Origin of the sequence: Pseudomonas sp. p106 (assembly GCF_003936645.1) — a bacterium.
Classification (GTDB): domain Bacteria; phylum Pseudomonadota; class Gammaproteobacteria; order Pseudomonadales; family Pseudomonadaceae; genus Aquipseudomonas; species Aquipseudomonas putida_E.
This window is the reverse complement of record NZ_RHQR01000028.1, coordinates 33,089-48,308: the sequence shown is the minus strand read 5'-3', so window position 1 is coordinate 48,308 and position 15,220 is coordinate 33,089. Positions and strand designations below refer to the sequence as shown.

17 protein-coding genes and 3 pseudogenes are annotated in these 15,220 nt (G+C 62.5%); all 20 read right to left on the bottom strand.

What is annotated here, in order from left to right:
- Positions 1 to 69: 69 nt before the first annotated feature.
- On the bottom strand, positions 70 to 1,305 hold the full coding sequence (locus EGJ09_RS24685; RefSeq protein WP_125925023.1) for a phage late control D family protein: 1,236 nt from the start codon (positions 1,303 to 1,305) through the stop codon (positions 70 to 72).
- Positions 1,306 to 1,334: 29 nt separating this feature from the next.
- Complete coding sequence (locus tag EGJ09_RS24680; RefSeq protein ID WP_125925001.1) at positions 1,335 to 1,775, bottom strand: phage tail protein; 441 nt, start codon at positions 1,773 to 1,775, stop codon at positions 1,335 to 1,337.
- 5 nt (positions 1,776 to 1,780) lie between these two features.
- Positions 1,781 to 4,864: a phage tail tape measure protein gene (locus tag EGJ09_RS24675; RefSeq protein WP_125925000.1), complete on the bottom strand. Its 3,084-nt coding sequence runs from the start codon at positions 4,862 to 4,864 to the stop codon at positions 1,781 to 1,783.
- Complete coding sequence (locus EGJ09_RS24670; RefSeq protein ID WP_125924999.1) at positions 4,854 to 4,973, bottom strand: GpE family phage tail protein; 120 nt, start codon at positions 4,971 to 4,973, stop codon at positions 4,854 to 4,856. Before EGJ09_RS24670 ends, EGJ09_RS24675 begins: the two co-directional genes overlap by 11 nt.
- Before the next feature lie 8 nt (positions 4,974 to 4,981).
- Positions 4,982 to 5,317: a phage tail assembly protein gene (locus EGJ09_RS24665; protein WP_125924998.1), complete on the bottom strand. Its 336-nt coding sequence runs from the start codon at positions 5,315 to 5,317 to the stop codon at positions 4,982 to 4,984.
- 26 nt (positions 5,318 to 5,343) lie between these two features.
- Positions 5,344 to 5,859, bottom strand: a complete 516-nt coding sequence (locus EGJ09_RS24660) for a phage major tail tube protein (RefSeq protein ID WP_125924997.1) — start codon at positions 5,857 to 5,859, stop codon at positions 5,344 to 5,346.
- A gap of 14 nt (positions 5,860 to 5,873) precedes the next feature.
- Positions 5,874 to 7,046 (bottom strand): phage tail sheath protein, encoded by a 1,173-nt coding sequence (locus EGJ09_RS24655; protein ID WP_125924996.1) that lies wholly within the window; start codon positions 7,044 to 7,046, stop codon positions 5,874 to 5,876.
- Positions 7,047 to 7,133: 87 nt separating this feature from the next.
- Positions 7,134 to 7,532, bottom strand: coding sequence for a phage tail assembly chaperone (locus tag EGJ09_RS24650; protein ID WP_256658460.1), 399 nt, complete (start codon positions 7,530 to 7,532; stop codon positions 7,134 to 7,136).
- Between the two features lie 5 nt (positions 7,533 to 7,537).
- Positions 7,538 to 8,020 (bottom strand): annotated as a pseudogene (locus EGJ09_RS27125) (glycine-rich domain-containing protein); the annotation flags it as partial.
- 948 nt (positions 8,021 to 8,968) lie between these two features.
- Positions 8,969 to 10,039: pseudogene (locus EGJ09_RS26880) on the bottom strand (phage tail protein); the annotation flags it as partial.
- On the bottom strand, positions 10,032 to 10,643 hold the full coding sequence (locus tag EGJ09_RS24640) for a phage tail protein I (protein WP_125924995.1): 612 nt from the start codon (positions 10,641 to 10,643) through the stop codon (positions 10,032 to 10,034). The gene EGJ09_RS24640 and the pseudogene EGJ09_RS26880, both read right to left, overlap by 8 nt.
- Positions 10,640 to 11,554 carry a baseplate J/gp47 family protein gene (locus EGJ09_RS24635; RefSeq protein ID WP_125924994.1) on the bottom strand — a complete coding sequence of 305 codons (915 nt, stop codon included), beginning with the start codon at positions 11,552 to 11,554 and terminating at the stop codon, positions 10,640 to 10,642. Before EGJ09_RS24635 ends, EGJ09_RS24640 begins: the two co-directional genes overlap by 4 nt.
- Positions 11,551 to 11,895, bottom strand: coding sequence for a GPW/gp25 family protein (locus tag EGJ09_RS24630; protein WP_125924993.1), 345 nt, complete (start codon positions 11,893 to 11,895; stop codon positions 11,551 to 11,553). The genes EGJ09_RS24635 and EGJ09_RS24630 overlap by 4 nt, the downstream gene beginning before the upstream one ends.
- Positions 11,892 to 12,467, bottom strand: a complete 576-nt coding sequence (locus EGJ09_RS24625; RefSeq protein ID WP_125924992.1) for a phage baseplate assembly protein V — start codon at positions 12,465 to 12,467, stop codon at positions 11,892 to 11,894. The genes EGJ09_RS24630 and EGJ09_RS24625 overlap by 4 nt, the downstream gene beginning before the upstream one ends.
- 61 nt (positions 12,468 to 12,528) lie before the next feature.
- Positions 12,529 to 12,984, bottom strand: coding sequence for a phage virion morphogenesis protein (locus EGJ09_RS24620; RefSeq protein WP_125924991.1), 456 nt, complete (start codon positions 12,982 to 12,984; stop codon positions 12,529 to 12,531).
- On the bottom strand, positions 12,977 to 13,510 hold the full coding sequence (locus EGJ09_RS24615) for a phage tail protein (protein ID WP_125924990.1): 534 nt from the start codon (positions 13,508 to 13,510) through the stop codon (positions 12,977 to 12,979). Before EGJ09_RS24615 ends, EGJ09_RS24620 begins: the two co-directional genes overlap by 8 nt.
- The gene (gene lysC, locus EGJ09_RS26645) at positions 13,494 to 13,760 is read right to left on the bottom strand and encodes an Rz1-like lysis system protein LysC (RefSeq protein WP_218567561.1); all 267 of its coding nucleotides are present in this window, start codon (positions 13,758 to 13,760) and stop codon (positions 13,494 to 13,496) included. The genes EGJ09_RS24615 and lysC overlap by 17 nt, the downstream gene beginning before the upstream one ends.
- Positions 13,681 to 14,043: pseudogene (locus EGJ09_RS26875) on the bottom strand (LysB family phage lysis regulatory protein); the annotation flags it as partial. The gene lysC and the pseudogene EGJ09_RS26875, both read right to left, overlap by 80 nt.
- Complete coding sequence (locus EGJ09_RS24605) at positions 14,043 to 14,876, bottom strand: N-acetylmuramidase family protein (RefSeq protein WP_125924988.1); 834 nt, start codon at positions 14,874 to 14,876, stop codon at positions 14,043 to 14,045. The pseudogene EGJ09_RS26875 and the gene EGJ09_RS24605, both read right to left, overlap by 1 nt.
- Complete coding sequence (locus EGJ09_RS24600; RefSeq protein ID WP_099813805.1) at positions 14,873 to 15,187, bottom strand: phage holin, lambda family; 315 nt, start codon at positions 15,185 to 15,187, stop codon at positions 14,873 to 14,875. The genes EGJ09_RS24605 and EGJ09_RS24600 overlap by 4 nt, the downstream gene beginning before the upstream one ends.
- Positions 15,188 to 15,220: the final 33 nt, after the last annotated feature.

The window sequence follows — 15,220 nt, the reverse complement described above, 5'->3', positions numbered from 1 at the left end:
GTGCTTTCGCAGTCGACTGAGTAACGGAGCGGTAGAAGAAACCCGGCAACTTGCCGGGTTTCTTTTTGGTCAGGAATTTTTCTCCTGGAGCTTCTTCCATTCCCGATCTGCCGCCTTTTGCGCTGCCTCCTTGCTGTCGTACACCCGCTTGATGCGCTTGGGCTTCGTTGCGTCGCCGGCTACGACAGAGGTTTCCTTGCCTGTCGCCTTGTCCCTGTAGAACGCCACCACACCGGTGTAGGCACCGTCTTTCGGCTCGTCATACAGCCCATCGACAGAGTCCTCTGGCAATTTGCTCTCCAGCTCCAGGCTGGTGGTGAAGCCACCATCGGCCGTGAGGCTGTGCTGCACGTTGCCGCCGTACCAGACAATGGCATCGATCTCGCCTTTGATCCCTCGCAGGCTGTAGGTCAGCTCTGGGATCAAATCTGCTCGGCCTTTAGCCAAGTTGTAGCTCAGCGTGGCACTACCTCGCTGCAGGCGGTTTAGCTCCGATCGTGCGGCCCGTAGAGCGGAATCGCGATCGCTGTAGGTGTGCCTCAGGTCCTTAACCTTGTCGCCACCACCGGCAATCGCCTCCTGCTTTTTGGTGCTGCCCACGTCGTAGTAATAGGCCTTCACTCCGTCGTAACTGTCCCGATCGGCCTGCAGGAACCGATGACCATCACCGTCGCGCCTGGTTAGGGTGATGTGGGGTAGAGCGCTGCCGCCTGCGGTCTTACCCCCGCCTGCCGCCAGGCAGACCAGGCAGCCGGCTTTCACCGAGATAACCGCGTCGTGCATCTCGCCAAGCCGGGTGAGGATGTTGGCATCGGACTCGTTGGCCTGGTCCAGGTGCGCAACAGCACGCGCAGCAACTGCAGCCGCGATGTTGGTTTTGAGGTCGTTCGCGCTGGCGATGTCGCTCAGGATCTGGCCGAGGGTGGTGGTGTTCCAGCTGCGCTCGCGCTTGGTCTTCAGGCCGTTGCGCAGATCTGCCGATCGAGCGCGGATGTTCAGCATGTCGGGCGTGCCGCTGTGCTCAGTTTCGTCAACGGTGAATGAGCCCTTATAGACCAGGCCTGTATCGCTCCAGCCCAGCCACAGCTTCAACACGGCGCCCCGGGGCGGAATCTCCAGCAAGCCGTCGTCGTCCGTGAGACTCAGGCTCAACTGATCAGCCTCAAGGCCACGGTTGTCGGTGAGCTGGAGGCTGGACAGCCGGGGGTTGATGCTCTTGGCGATGTCCTTGCCGTTGACGGTCAGGCGGAAGGCCGGCAACGAGTTGCTGTTGTCCCGCTGCATCTCGTTCTGGACATCCCGCATGTACGCTACGACGCGCAATTCCTCATCAGTCACACCAGTGCCCTCAGCAGACTGACGTCGCTGCTCGCCACACTGCCGAGCAGATCGATGCGGCCGGCGTCTATGCGGGTCAGAGCCAGATTGAACTCAATGCGCCGGGCTTTGCCATCGGCGAAGAACAACGTCTGTGTCTCGCTCAGGCTTTCGATGACGTACAGCCCGAGCATGCGCCCGGTGCCGTCGACCAATGACCAGGCGCGACCGGTATTGGCCATGCTCCGCAGCTCATCCAGGCATACCGGGGCGCCGGCCAGCTCCGGTAGGATGACGCCGGGCAGAGTGATCTTGTCATCGCCACGGCCGACGAACTGCCGTGCCGGCGGAGCACCGACACGGTTACTGCTGGCGTATCGCCAATCGGTCTGGCGTTGCAGTTCCTGGTAGGCGAGGGTGTGCATGCTGAAAACGAACATGCCCAAGGCGAGCATCATGCTGGTTACTCCTGGTCAGAAAGACGGCTTCGCTGGCGAGCGGATTTTTCCCGGTTGCGGCGGTCAAGTTCCGCGCTGACGGCACGGGCAATGGCCTGTCCATCCATGCCCGGGGCAGGGTGGATGTTGATGTGGATGACATCGTGGCTGTCGTTCACGCTCGGCGCCGCTGCAGCGACCGGCGACCGGTTGTCCAGGCTGATGCCGGGGGCCGTGTCGGTGGCCAGCGCCTTACCGGTGCTCAGCTGGGGTGCGACAGTTTTGATGTCTGGTTGACCGATTCGGGTCTGCGCCACCTGCTTAGACAGGGTCTTTGCTTCGGTTGGGATGACCGCTTGAGGCGCAGGAAACGACTCGCGCCGTTTCGGCTGGGCTTGTGCCAGCTGCTGGTTCAGGGTCTTCGCTTCGGTTGGGATGACCGCTTGAGGCGCTGACAACGACTCTGGCCGTTCCAGCTGGGCTTGTGCCAGTTGCTGGCTTAGGCTCATCGCTTTGGCCGGTGCAGCCTTGGCCTCGGCGACTTCTGGAGCGACCGTTTTCAAGTCGATTCGCCCAGACTTCGCTAACTGCTGGTTTAGGGCGGCTATCTCGGTACTGGTGGTTTGGTCAGGCTCAGGCGCTGCGAGCCCGGCCTGGCTCAATTGCGCGCTAAGGCTGCTGGAGCTGTTCGCGAGCGCCTTGCCAGCCTCGATCTCGGGCGCGGTCGCTACGAGATCGAATTGTCCAGCTTTGGTCAGGTCTTGGCCCATGCGAGCCACAGCGTCGATCGGGGCTTTCGCACCGGCATCGACGCCCATGGCGAGGCCTTCGGTGGTGAAACCGCCCAGCTCAGCAAACACCCGCGATGGGCTGTGGATGCCTAGCTTCTCTTTGAACCATCCGATCGTGGAGTCGCCGAGGCTGGTGATGGTGTCTTTGACCAGGCCGAGGCCCGCTGTCAGGCCACCAATTAAGCCATTGATGATCATGCCGCCGAACTCGGTGAAGCGCGTCGGCATTTCTACGCCCAGGTAGTTAAGGACAGCAGAGAACGCCTGATACACCAGGCCGATCGGGCTGAAATTGGCCAGCACCGTGAGGATACCGGTGATGCCGCCACTGAACCCTGCCTTGATCTCAGCCCACGCACTGGCGAAGTAGGCCTTCACCTGGTCCCAGTTTTGGTAGATCAAGTAAGCCGCACCGGCAATCACAGCGATGGCTGCTGCGATGGCCAGCACCACCGGATTAGCGGCCAGCCCCCACAAAGCGATCGATACAGTACGAATTGCCCCTAGCAGGCCACCGGAAAGCACACCGATAAGCTTGCCGACCACTGGTAGCACCGTGGCGCCCTTGAGCGCGAACAGCGACATGCCGTACTGGGCCAGGGCAAACGGGCCCAGCACGCTGGCCAGGCCAAGCGTCAGGGCGCCCATGCCAGCCACCAGCACGGCGACGGCCGCAGCGCCTTTTGCGATGCCGGCCGCCAGTTCGGGGTTGGCGCTGATCCAGGTCTTTGCAGCACCGACGATTTCAGTGACGGTTTGCACCAGCTCGCGCAGCGGCCCGCTCTCTCCATCGACAAGTGCGCCGATCAGCGCGCCCCAGGTGCCAGTAAGCTTGTCCAGGTCACCGCCCAGGTTGTCCCGGAAGGTCTTGCCCATCTTGTCCGCCGCCCCGGTGATGTCGCCCAAGCTGGCGGTACCGCCGGCCAAGGCTTTCAGGAAGTCGGGGATCTGATCGACAGCGAGGTCCTCAACGGGCGTGCCGAACAGCGCAATGGCAGCGTTGGCCCGCTCTGCCGGGTTTTTGATGCCCAGCAGGGCGTTGGCTGTCTTCGTGAGGGCCTGGCGCGCATCGGTACCACCTTTGGCGATGGCGGCAGACATCTTCCCGGCATTCAGGCCGATCGAGGCGTAGGCTTCCTGGCTGGACTTGGACATGTCAGAACCACGGATGGAGAACTCCTTGATGGCGTCCCCGGTCTTGTCCAGGGCGAACTTGCCCTGCTTGGCCATGTTCACCAGAAGGCTCATGGCCTCTTCGCCGCTAAACCCCATACCACGGAAGTGAGTGGAATATTCGTGCAGAATTTCGGGGATTTCGCCGCGCATCTGCGTCGAAACTTTCTGCATGCCAGCGGCGACCAGGTCGAAAGCTTGTTCGCTGCTGCCAGCCAGGCCGTTCTTCATCAGGATGCCGACCATCTGGATGCTTTCTGCCACGTCGATACCCATGATCTGCGAGAGATCCAGGGCACGTCGCGCTGCAGCATCCAGTTCCTTGTCACCTACGTCACCCAAAGCCCCCAGCGTGCTCTTGGCCGCTGCCACGGCTTCGCCGATCTCGGCCACGTCGGTGCTTTGGCCGTCCGTGCGAATGTTGCGGATGATGTCCACATACTGGGTGGCGCGCTCTGGCGATTCACCGGACTGTGCCGCGATCATCGAGGCCTGATGGGTGACTTCCAGCTGAGGGGCAATCAGCGCAGCACCAGCCATGCCGGCGCCGACGCCGCCCGCGATACCTGCTGCCCCTGCACCTGCCATTTTGCCGGCCCTGTCCTGGACCTTCTCCAGCCGAGCTTTGGCCTGGGCAGCCTTGCGCTGCGCGGCAGCCAGCTGCTTGAGCCTGGTTTCCTGCTGCTCGATGGTGTGATTGGTCTGCGCCATTTCCTGGCGCAGTGCCGCGTTGTGCTGGTTGAGCTTACGGGTGTCGATACCGGCCTCACTGAGCCGGCGCTGGAGGCCCCGAAGCGCCTCCTGTTCGTCCTTTGTCTGCTGCTTGAGTGCATTGGTGGCACGTATGGCCGCCTGAAACTCGGCCGTCATCTGCTTGGTCGGGGCGTCCACCGTGGACATCGCCCGGCCCATTTCCTTGACCTTGGCCCGCGCCTCGTCCAGAGCCTTGGCCGTTTCCCTAGCCTGGGCATGCTGCTGCCGCCAGGCGCTCACGTCCTTTTGCTGGGCGTTCAATTCCTTGAGGCGCTCGCGGGTTTCCTTGAGCGAACGGGCGGTATCCTGCCCGCCCTGGTTGATCTGGCGCAGCGGAGCGGTGGCTTTGTCCACGGCGTCCAGCAGCACCCTCAGCCGTAGATCATTTGCCATCGCCGCTACTCCTTACACGCGCTCGCTCGCGCCATTCCATCAGCTCTTGGACGCCCAGTCGGTCCATGTCGGCCGGGGTCCAGTGAAACACCACGGCCAGGTCGGCCATGGCATCGTCTACGCAACGAGGGATGCGTCCGTCTTCGTCCGCTTCTGCAGCAAAAAACCTGTGACCTTCACGCCGACGGCTACCAGGTCGGCCGGGTCCATGGCGCGGACTTCGGCTTCGGTGAGCGGGCTAATGCGTGGTACCAGCTTGATCAGCGCGCCAACGTCCATTTGCAGCAGATCCGCGAGCTGAATGCCGCGCAGCTCGCCCGAGGAGGGTTTTCGCAGGGTGATGGTGCTCAGGGTGGACTCGCCACGCTTGACTGGGGTGTCCAGCTCGACGGCATTTTCGTCCTGAACCAGCGGGGTTGCTTCTACGGTGACGGTGGCTTTTTCAGTGCTCATAGGTGTTCGGTCCTTGCGGTTATAGGTCAAAGGCCAATGGCGCGGCGCTGGGCGGCCAGCATGTCGACGCCGTTGACGTTTTCGATGAAGTTCAGGAGGTCGATTTCAACCAGGACGGAGCCGTCAATGGTCAGCTTGTAGTAGCTACAGGTGGTGGTGATGGTGTGCTCGGTGTCCTCGCCGGATACGGCTTCACCCATGTCGATGGTTTCGTGACGGCCACGAACTACGACTTCCACGGTGCTTACCGCTGCGGTGTCGTCTCGCTGATAGGACCCTGAGAAGCGAATCATCAGGCCCGAGGCGCTCTGGTTGGCGAACTGTTTGATGACCTGGTCGTCAACGCCGCCGATCTTCCACTCCAGCTGCAGGCCGTCGTCAGAGAAGCCGAGGTCGGCTTTCACAGGGCCATTCATACCGGCGCCGCGGTAGGCCTCCATCTTTCGCCCGAGTACGGGCAGCGTGACTGACTTGGTGATGCCCATGTAGCTCACGCCATCATGGAAGGTGTTCAGGTTTTTGAGTTTGCGTGGCAGTGCCATTGTGCTGGCCTCCGTCAGCTATTGATGCGGCTGGCGAAGTCCGCCAGGTAACGGTCGGTGATGCGCTGGCGGAAGTTCAGGTCCTCCAGCGGCGGTACCGGGGTGTAGTCGTAATCGATGAACAGTTTCCCGGCCTTGAGGGTGGCCTCCGTATTGGCTTCCTCGTCGTACCAGGCTTCGCCGCCGATCAGGTAACCACCGGAGATCAGTTCGCGGAACTTGGCGTTGATACCTTCGATCATGTCCCGGACCAGCGATGGGTGCATGGGCTTGTCCATGGCCCACATGTGCGCTTCGGCCATGGTGTCGGCCAATACCTGGGCGGTGCGGGTGTAGTTCTCGAAGGCGAAGAGCGGGTCGGCGCTGCAGGTGCGGCTGCCCCAGAAGCGGTAGCCATCGGCGTTGATGAGGGTGGTGACCTCGTTGCCGTTCAGGTAGTTGGCATCGGTCGCTGGGTTCTGCAGGTCCCAGAACACGTCGGCGCTGATGCCAGTCACGCCGTTGACCGGGACGTTGGACAGCGTTTTGTGCCAGCCGGTGTCCTGATCGATCTTGGCGCGCAGGCCCAGCGCACGCGCTACGGCCGGAGCGGTGCCGGTCGCGTCCGTTTCGGTATTCCAGTATTCGAAGTCTGGCCAGATGACCATAACTTCCCGGGCGCCGAAGTTCTCGCGGTAGGCCGTGGCCTCTTCCTTGGTTTTGCAGCCTGCGGCACTGACGTAGGCGAACGCACGCAGCTGCTGTGCAATGGTGACCAGAGCGGTGGCCACCGGTTGCGAGTCCAGACCTGGAACGCCCAGGATGCGCGGGGTGACCTTGAGGCGACCTTTCGCGGCCAGCAGGGCCTTCATGCCGGTGTACTTACCGTTTTCGTCGGTACCGCCGATGATGTTGCTGGTTGTCTCGGCATCGGTTTCGCCGGCTGCAACCCGCACCACAACGGTGACTGGCTGGGTTTGGTCGGCAATGGCCTGGAGGCTGGCCGCCAAGGTGCCGGTCTTGCCAGCCTTGGCAATTGCACTCTGCACGCTGGTGAGCAGGACAGGGGTATTGAGTGGGAATGCGATCGGGTCGGCGTCGTCTGCAGTGCAGACCATGCCGACGATCGCGGTGGAAACGGTGCGGATTGGGCGGGTGCCCTCGTTGATTTCGAGGACGCGCACGCCGTGATGGTATTCGTCGGCCATGTTTGATGCCTGTGCAGTGGAATGACACTGCACAGGCTGCCGCGCGCGCGGGGGTTCAGCGAGCTGAGAGGGTTGTAGCGGCCGCTTTTACAGGTGTTGTTCTGCGATCCAGCCAGGCGCGACCGGACGATATGCCGAGTCAGGAAATGCTTCAGCCTGAGGCCAGTCACGCAGCGCCTGCAGATAGGCCAGCAGCTCGGTGAATTGCTCATTGCTGAGCGTGGTTGGGCGCCCAAGGTCCTGCTCGTCTCGGTGCCGCTCACGGATCCATTGCCGCGCCGCGAGCTCGACATCTCGCCATTGCCGCTCGGCTGCACGGCGCTCCTCCTCGCTTTCGACCCTCTCGGAAAACGCGGCATGCACGTACAGCCATCCTGGCTTTACCTGCTCACTGCAGGCGCGCCATTGAAGATCAGGATGATAGCGCCCCTCCGGGTCAACATCCGTCGTTTCAATTACGATCCCTTCTTGCACAAGTGCCCACATAGTCATCACCACTGAATAATTACTTGCCCAGCAGCCCCAGCACCACCGGCATAACCGGTATAAGCACCAGAACCCCCCCCCCCAGGACCAGCGGCCGCGCCACCAACGCCCGGAGCTTGCCTTGCGCGAACGCCTGGCCCCCCGCCAGTACCACCTTGGGTGCCGTAGTTCGAGAATCCAGGGCCAAGCGTGGTATTGAAATCGCCACCAAAACCAAGGCCCCCAGTCCCCCCAGCATTCGCCGTCCCGCTATTCCCTGCGCCCCCTACACCACCAGTTGCAGACAGGTACGCACCAAAGGACGAAGTGCCGCCTGTTCCACCCTGGCTGCCGGACTCGGTAGCACCCGCTCCGCCAGCGCCAACCGTAACTGCCACCGACGTGACGCCCGACAGGTCTACAAGGCGCTGAGACATACCGCCACCGCCGCCACCCGCCGAACCAATCCCAGCAGAGGGCGAAAAGCCACCGCCGCCACCGCCACCAATGACTGTTACCCAGGCTTTTTTAGCGCCCGCCGGAACTGTCCAGGTGAAGACTCCGGCGGTCTTATAGGTCTGCGTCCCGCGAAAAGGTCCATGACGGCTGGTAGTGACTTCTTCCCAATCGGTCCAAGTTTTCCCCGAGGTTAAAGTGCGAATAGCTTGCTTAACATCGCCGCCGGCAAGCCCTGCACTCAAGGTCTGTACCAAGTGACCAGAAGCGCCAAGCCCATCGACCACCATGCAGTGACGTTGGGCCGCATTCCAACCCGCTGGCAGGTTCAATAGTCCCGAAGCGGCAGTCAGGTAGTTACCCGGAACTTGAAAACTGTTCATATCCACTTCAGTGGTGACAATGGCGGAGCCGGCGCCAAACGACCCGACTGTCAACATCGCTCCCGCCGTAATATCGGAAGCATTTGTTTGCTTTGGCGTATTCAGGCTTGTCCAAAGCTGCCCCCACTCCGACCATACGCCATTCGAATTACGCGTGCGGATGAATGCAATCGGGGTATTCGTGTTGACCAGGGAATCCCAAATTTGAGTAGCCATGTTGCTACTCCAGCGCTCCATGTGGAAAAGCGTGGCGTTGGCAATGGCGCCGACACCTAAGCCTGCAGGATAGGTAGGCTTAATGCCGGCGGTGGTGCCGGTGACCATGTACACGCCCGTTTCGCTGACTGTATCGATATTGGTGATCACGTTATCGGCACTGGCCGCGCCTAGCCCGTAACGCGCCATCAGTGCGCGGACAAAGGCCGTGGTAGCCAGCGACGTGTCGTTATCCGTAACAGCCGGCGTCGGCGCTTTGGGATCGCCGGTAAAAGTCGGGCTGGCCAAGGGCGCCTTGAGCGCCAAAGCGTTGGTCATGGTGGCGGCAAAGTTCGGATCGTTGCCCAGCGCAGCCGCCAGCTCGTTCAGTGTATCCAGCGCCGCCGGCGAGGACGCCACCAGCGCCGCTAGGGCAGCTTGCACAAACGCCGTATTCGCCAGTTGAGACGTATTTGTCCCTGCCGCCGCTGTCGGCGCCGTCGGTACGCCTGTCAACGCCGGGCTGGCCAGCGCCGCCTTAAGCGCCATAGCCTGGTCGATCTGCGTCTTGGTGTACACATCGGTCAGGCCATAACCCGCCACCGTGGTCGGATTGGTCGCAGCGGTTACCCGGCCATAGGCATCCACCGTAACGCTACGGTAAGTGCCTGCGGCCACACCGCTGCGGCCAAAGGCCATTTCATACGTCAGGGCGGTGACGCCCAGAGTAATCGGCGCATCGGTCACCAGCTGCCATGCGCTGTCGCCGTTGACGATGCCGCGCTCAACCAGGACGAGCATGCCGGGTGTCACTTCCGCGCTGATATCTGCGTCGGCGCTGCGTGTCCAGGCGGCCGATGCGACGATGTACAGACCATTGTCCTTACCTGTGGTCTGATTCTTCACCAGGACACGCGATCCAGCGGTCAGCGCGACTCCGTCGATGGTCTGCAGCCCGCTCAAGGTGATGTTGGCTGTGGTTGCCGCGACCACAGAATGCTTGAAATCCTGCTTGGCCAGCTCGGACGTTACCCACTCACGAGTGGCCAGCACCACGCTGGGGTCAATCTTGAGTTCTACGTTGCTGGAGCTGCTGACGATCAGGTTCATGCGCACTACTTGGGTGCGGCCTGAGCCCTGGCTGAGCAATGGCTTATAGGTGGGCGGGCAGTTCGCGACGGCGACCAGGTCACCATCGGCGTCGTATAGGCCGATCTCGCGAATCCATTTGCCGCCCACGTCGGCCGGGATGATCTGCTCCGCGACGATTATGGAGCTGTCGTTATCGTCCACCTTCAATTGATTCAGCGGCGCCCGCCGCCACTCAGCAATGAGAGCGGTCTGGGTGGCGTTTGGGGTCGGCTCGATGCCGTTGGCGTCACCGACGCCCAGTTGCGTGATTTTCCAAGCAATGCCCAAGGCATCCGCGTTGGCCTGCTTTGCGGCCCCCACGTTGGTGAGGATTGCGTAGAACTGCGAGTTCTGATCAGCCATGTGCAATGTCCAGTGTGTCAATGGTGTGTTCGCGACCCCCGCGGCCAATCGAGCCCGTGATGCTGATGTCACGTTGAGCAGGGGGATAAATGTCCAGCTCATCGCCGTCGTACAGGCCGCCGGCAATGAATAGGGAGCCGCTCGTTTCGAGGCTGATGGCTAAGCCGGTCAGGTGCCGGCTCACAGGTCGGGCGTCATCAATCAGCCAGGTCAGTTCCTGGTAGGTCTCCTCGCTGATGCCTTCGTTGGATACGCCGACCTTGATGGCGAACGTTCCAGGAACGCCCTGCGGTTCCGTCTGGAACCACTCCACAACCTCGATCAGGTAACCCAATGGCTCAACCACACGGCGCAGAGCGCCGATGGTCCCCTTGCGGGAGTGGATGTAGTACGACGACCGGATGGCGCCGCGCTTGGCCGATTCGCTCCAGCGGCTGTCCCATCGATCGACGGAAACGGTCCAGGCGAGGAAGGGCAGCAACGCCACCGGGCAGCGGTCTGGATTGAAGAGGTCCCGGATCGGCACGGGGACGCGCTCGATCTGCGCGAGCGCCTCTGCGGCCTGGGACTCCAGGTCGGTGGAATTTCCGGGCAGCAGCCTCATGGCTCTGTACCTTGCGACAGGCTGATGCCGGTGCAGTACGGTGCCTGGCTGTCCGTGGCATTGATGTCGGCCCAGCCGGCCAGCATGACTTTGCGCACCCCTTCAACGTGCAGTGCCGCATGGACGGCTGACTCGGAAACTTGCATGCCCAGGCGGCGGCGTTGCGTCACGAATGCCTGCAGCTTCTGCTCAGCGGCCTCAAGAATCGGCTCGGCTTCGGGCCCCAGCGTGTTCAAGTACAGGGTTGCGGTTACTTGGTATGGCAGGATCTCCGCGCCCTGCACAATCAGCCGGTCTGCAACCGGCCTGCGGTCTTCATCGTTCAGATAGGAAGAGACGGCATCGAGCAGGGCTTGGTCGGCTGTACCGTCTGCGAGTGCGGACTGAATCGTCACGACGGCGGTGGCGGGTGATGGGCTTTGCGCTGTGGCATCTGCAACCCGGCCATCTGAGGCCCTGGCGTGGAAAATGTACGAGTTACGCGGCCCCGCAGTGCTCAGCCCTTCAAATGCCATCTGGGCTCGCTCACGCAGCGCCTCGTCGCTCTCTAGCACCTGGGGGACAGGGGGAATAGCCAGCGGCTGGGCAACCTGGATCACCAGGCGCTTAACGTTGACGTTGGCGGCGAGCTGGTCCAGATCGTTGCCGCCGGCGGAGCTAAGCATCACTGCAAGTGAAGCCTCATTAACCCGCTGCCGCAGGATCATTTCCCGGTAGGCGCTCTCCTGCAGCAGCTTGGTGATTGGCTCGGACTCAAGTGCCAGCCGGCCGGAGATCATGGCCTGCTCTTCCGCTGGCCAGAGGCTGATGGCGTAGGCCTTGCGGTCGGCCAGGATCTGCTCATAGTCGATCTGTTCGACCACCTGGGGCGCCGGCAGTTGGCTAAGGTCTATCGGTAGGAAGGTGTTCACGCGGTGCTCCCCAGCTGCAGAGGCATGCGGACGTTGAACTCTTCGTTGTTGTCGACCAGGACGGCGGTCATATCCAGCTCTGCCCGCCCGGTCAGGTCGGAGATGTTCAGTTGCACGCGGGTTAGGTTGATGCGCGGTTCCCAGCGAAGCAGGGCCATCGCAGTGGCTGCGTACAGGCGCAGGCAAGTCGTCTCGTTGAGGGGCTGATCGATCAGCTCGGGCAGCAGGCTGCCGTACTCCCGTCGCGCGATCCGTGTACCGAGGCGGGTGGTGAGAATGTCCTCGACGGACTGGGCAATGTGCTCACGAGTGGTCAGGGTTGAGCCGGTACGGCGGTTCATTTGGCAGGCACTCCCGTTTTGCCAGGGCCTGACATCACGCCGCCATGTACGTGGGTCACCAGGCTGACGCCATCGGCAATAACGTCTTCCGTTACCGTTACAAGACCGGTGACGGTTTGGTTGCCGGTCTGGATGTAGTCACCTTCGTGGGTGATGTCGCCCACGATGTGGATGCCGCCCGTGCTGATCAGCTCGGTGGTACCGCCTTCCGGCAGGGTGGCTATCAGGTGGTGCGCCACACTGTCGTACTCGACCACGGCGCCATCGGCATAGGTGTGGCGATGCAGGCCGGCGCGATCGCCATTGGCTGGGATCAAGTCGCTGAAAAGCCCGGTGACCGCCACGCCGTTGGCCAGCTGGCCGCTGGGCGACAGCAGCAGTACCTGTTCATCGACGGTAGGCGGGTCCCATTCCCGGCTCTCGCCAGCTCGCCAAGCGAGCCACGGCAGCCAGGTGGTCAGCATCCCGCCGGTCTGGACCTTTACGCGGGGCGGCACGTGTTGCACCTCGGCAACGATGCCGAAGCGGATCAGGTTTTCCAGCAGGCGGTTGATTTCGGCAAGGGAGTTCATGCCGGCGATGGTCGCGCCACGCGTGCGCGAGCGCAGCCGGTGGCGGTTGTAGCGGGCGCAGCTACAGGCCCAGGTGGGCGAGCACCAGGTCTTTCAGCACTTCCTGATCTTCGACAGTGAAGCCAAGCAGCTCCCGGGCCTCGTACTGAGCCGTTGGGCCACGGGCGGCAATGCGATCCCGCAAGCCGTATTGGTGGACACGGGCAATCCTTGCGATCCGTCCGGTAAACCCAACTGCCAAGCCCTTGGCGTCCCCTTGGGCCTTGAGGTAGCTGGCTGTGCGCAGCTTCTGGAACATCTTCGCCTTGGCCTTCACCCGGCCTTTTTTCTCGCGCAGCTTATGCGGCCGTCGTGCCGTGTACTGGGTGCCATCGGGATTGTGCTGGCCTTTGATCCGTTGTTGTTGGCTCCGGCGCAGCTGTTGCGCCAGGGTTCGGGCCAGTTTGGCCCGGCCGGCTGGCTCGATCTGGCGAAGCAGTGGGCCGGCCCAGTCTTCCAGGGCGTTGAGATCAGCCACGGTCAGGGCGCTTCGGGTGAGGCATGACCAGGGCCATGCTGTCTGGGGCGGCAGGTGGCTGCCAGGACACGAGCGGTTCGCCGTCGGCATACACGGTCACTGGACCTTGTTCCTGGTAGTCCTCGTATTGTGGTTCGGGGGCGTGGGAGGCATCGAGGCTGCCATCCGCCTTGCGGGTGACGATCACGCGCTCGGTTAGGGGCAGGGTAAGGCTGAGATCTACCTTGCTGCGGTCCAGCATGTCGGCTTCGAATTTCAGACCCTCGGCGGACTTGTCCAGGTTGACCAGCAATTCAGACTGGTTGACCCGCAACCATCCAAGGATCGGGAGCATCACGCTGTCAGGGTGCCCCGCAAAGTCGGTCAGGATGACTTGCAGGGTGTAGCTGTATTCGAACGAAAGGCTGGCAGCGGCGGTGCAGCGGACCCTGCCCTGGTCGATGAACATCAGCAGGCGTTCAGGGTTTTTCTTGAGGCCTGGCACGGCCTCCAGCAGCAGATTACGCAGGCTATCGGGCTTGTTCATGCTTCACCTGGTGTTGATAAACGGCGTCGACCTGGGCGGCGCACTCGGACCAGGCTAGCTCGGTGCGCTCCTGGTCAGTGAGCAACTGGCCGTTCTTTGCCGGGCTTGTCGCCGGCAGTTGGCAGGGCACCACTACCGGACAACCACTGACGGTAAGCGTCGGCGCCGGTGATGGCGGGACGCTGCCGCAGCCGGCGAGCAGTATCAGGGATAGGCTGATCAGCCCATTGCCGCAGTTCATCGTTCTCATGCTTTAGGTTCTCGATCAGGCGCTCGCGGTTGGCCAGGCCAGTGCGCAGCTCGCCCTGGAGCTTCAGCAGCTTGGCCTGGTCTTCGCGCTCGCGCGCCAGGGTGGCTTTCAACTTGTTGGCGGTGGCCAGGTTGTCGCGGGCATCGGCCTGAGCGGTGTCGCGCTGCTCAGCCAGGCCCTTGGAGATGGCCTTCTCGCTATCCAGTAGCGACTTCTGCGACCAACCCCACAGGCCGACGCCGGCCAGCAGCGCAGCAGCAAACAACCCGGTGCGCAGGTCCATCAGGCAGCTACCAAAGCACGGTCTTGGTGCCGCTCGAAGGCGCGCTCCAGCTTCACGTCGTACAGGTTTCGCTGGTAGTTCGGGCCGTTGTAGAGCTTGGCCACAGTTGCCCACTTCAGTGCCTTCAAGGCCTTGAGCAAGTTGGCGTCGGCTTCGATGTAGCGGACGAAGGCCTCCAGGTGGTCTGCTTCGCTACGATTCATCGCTGCTACAAAGTCGTGGACGCTGGAGTAACCCAGGCGCTGCCAGTGGTAGCCCATGACTTGGAAGCCGCCCCAGCTGGCGGACTCCAGCGCGGCTACGTCGTCCAGTTGCCGAGCCTGAGCAAGACGCTGATGCTCAGCGCTCCCGCCGATGTAACCGCCGGCTTTCGGGTTAACCAGGTTGGGCACCTGCTTGGCCAGCTGCTCGGCGCGCTGGTGCAGCTGCTCCTGGTCATCACCGGACGAGCGGACCAACTGCACGCGGTCAAACATGACGTGGCGCTCGAAGAGGATCACCGGCTTGCCGTTGTCCAGAAAGCCGAGGCCATTTGATTCGACCTCGTTCAGGGCATACACAGCCGCGATCGGCACGCCGAGACGGGCGGAAGCCTGGACCAGGTCGGAATGTTTGAGGAGCTTGCCGGTGTCCAGGCCTTGCAGGCTGGCCATGGTCTTCGGGCCGGCGGCGCCATCGGAAACGAGCCCGGCTTTCTCCTGGTAGGCCCGGACGGCCGCCTCGGTGGCATCGCCAAAGGCACCGTCAGTTTCCAGCTTGGCGCCTTTGGCGTTGAGCAGGCGCTGCAGCTCGCGAACCGCTTGGGAGCGGTCGCCATGTCGAAGAGTGGTCATGCTGTTCCCTCTTTGCGGGTGAAGAACTTCTTCGCGGTTGCACGGGTGAACTCGACGCCCAGCAGGCCAATGACGCCCCCGAAGAACGGGGCCGCACTGATTGGGATGCCGATCAGCGACAAGCCGTGGCTGGCCGATAGGGCCAATGCGCCGCAGAGCGGGGCTTCTACGGCCATGCGACGGATTCCGCCGCCACCGTAGATAACCCGCAGGGCGGCAATAACGATGGCCAGACCGCCGGCATACAGGCCGGGCCAGTTGTGTTCGAGCCAGGTGGCGAGCCAGGCCCAGGTTTCAGGGCGGTCAGGCATGGGTGTCCTTCCTTGGTTGGGTGTTGGGGTGGC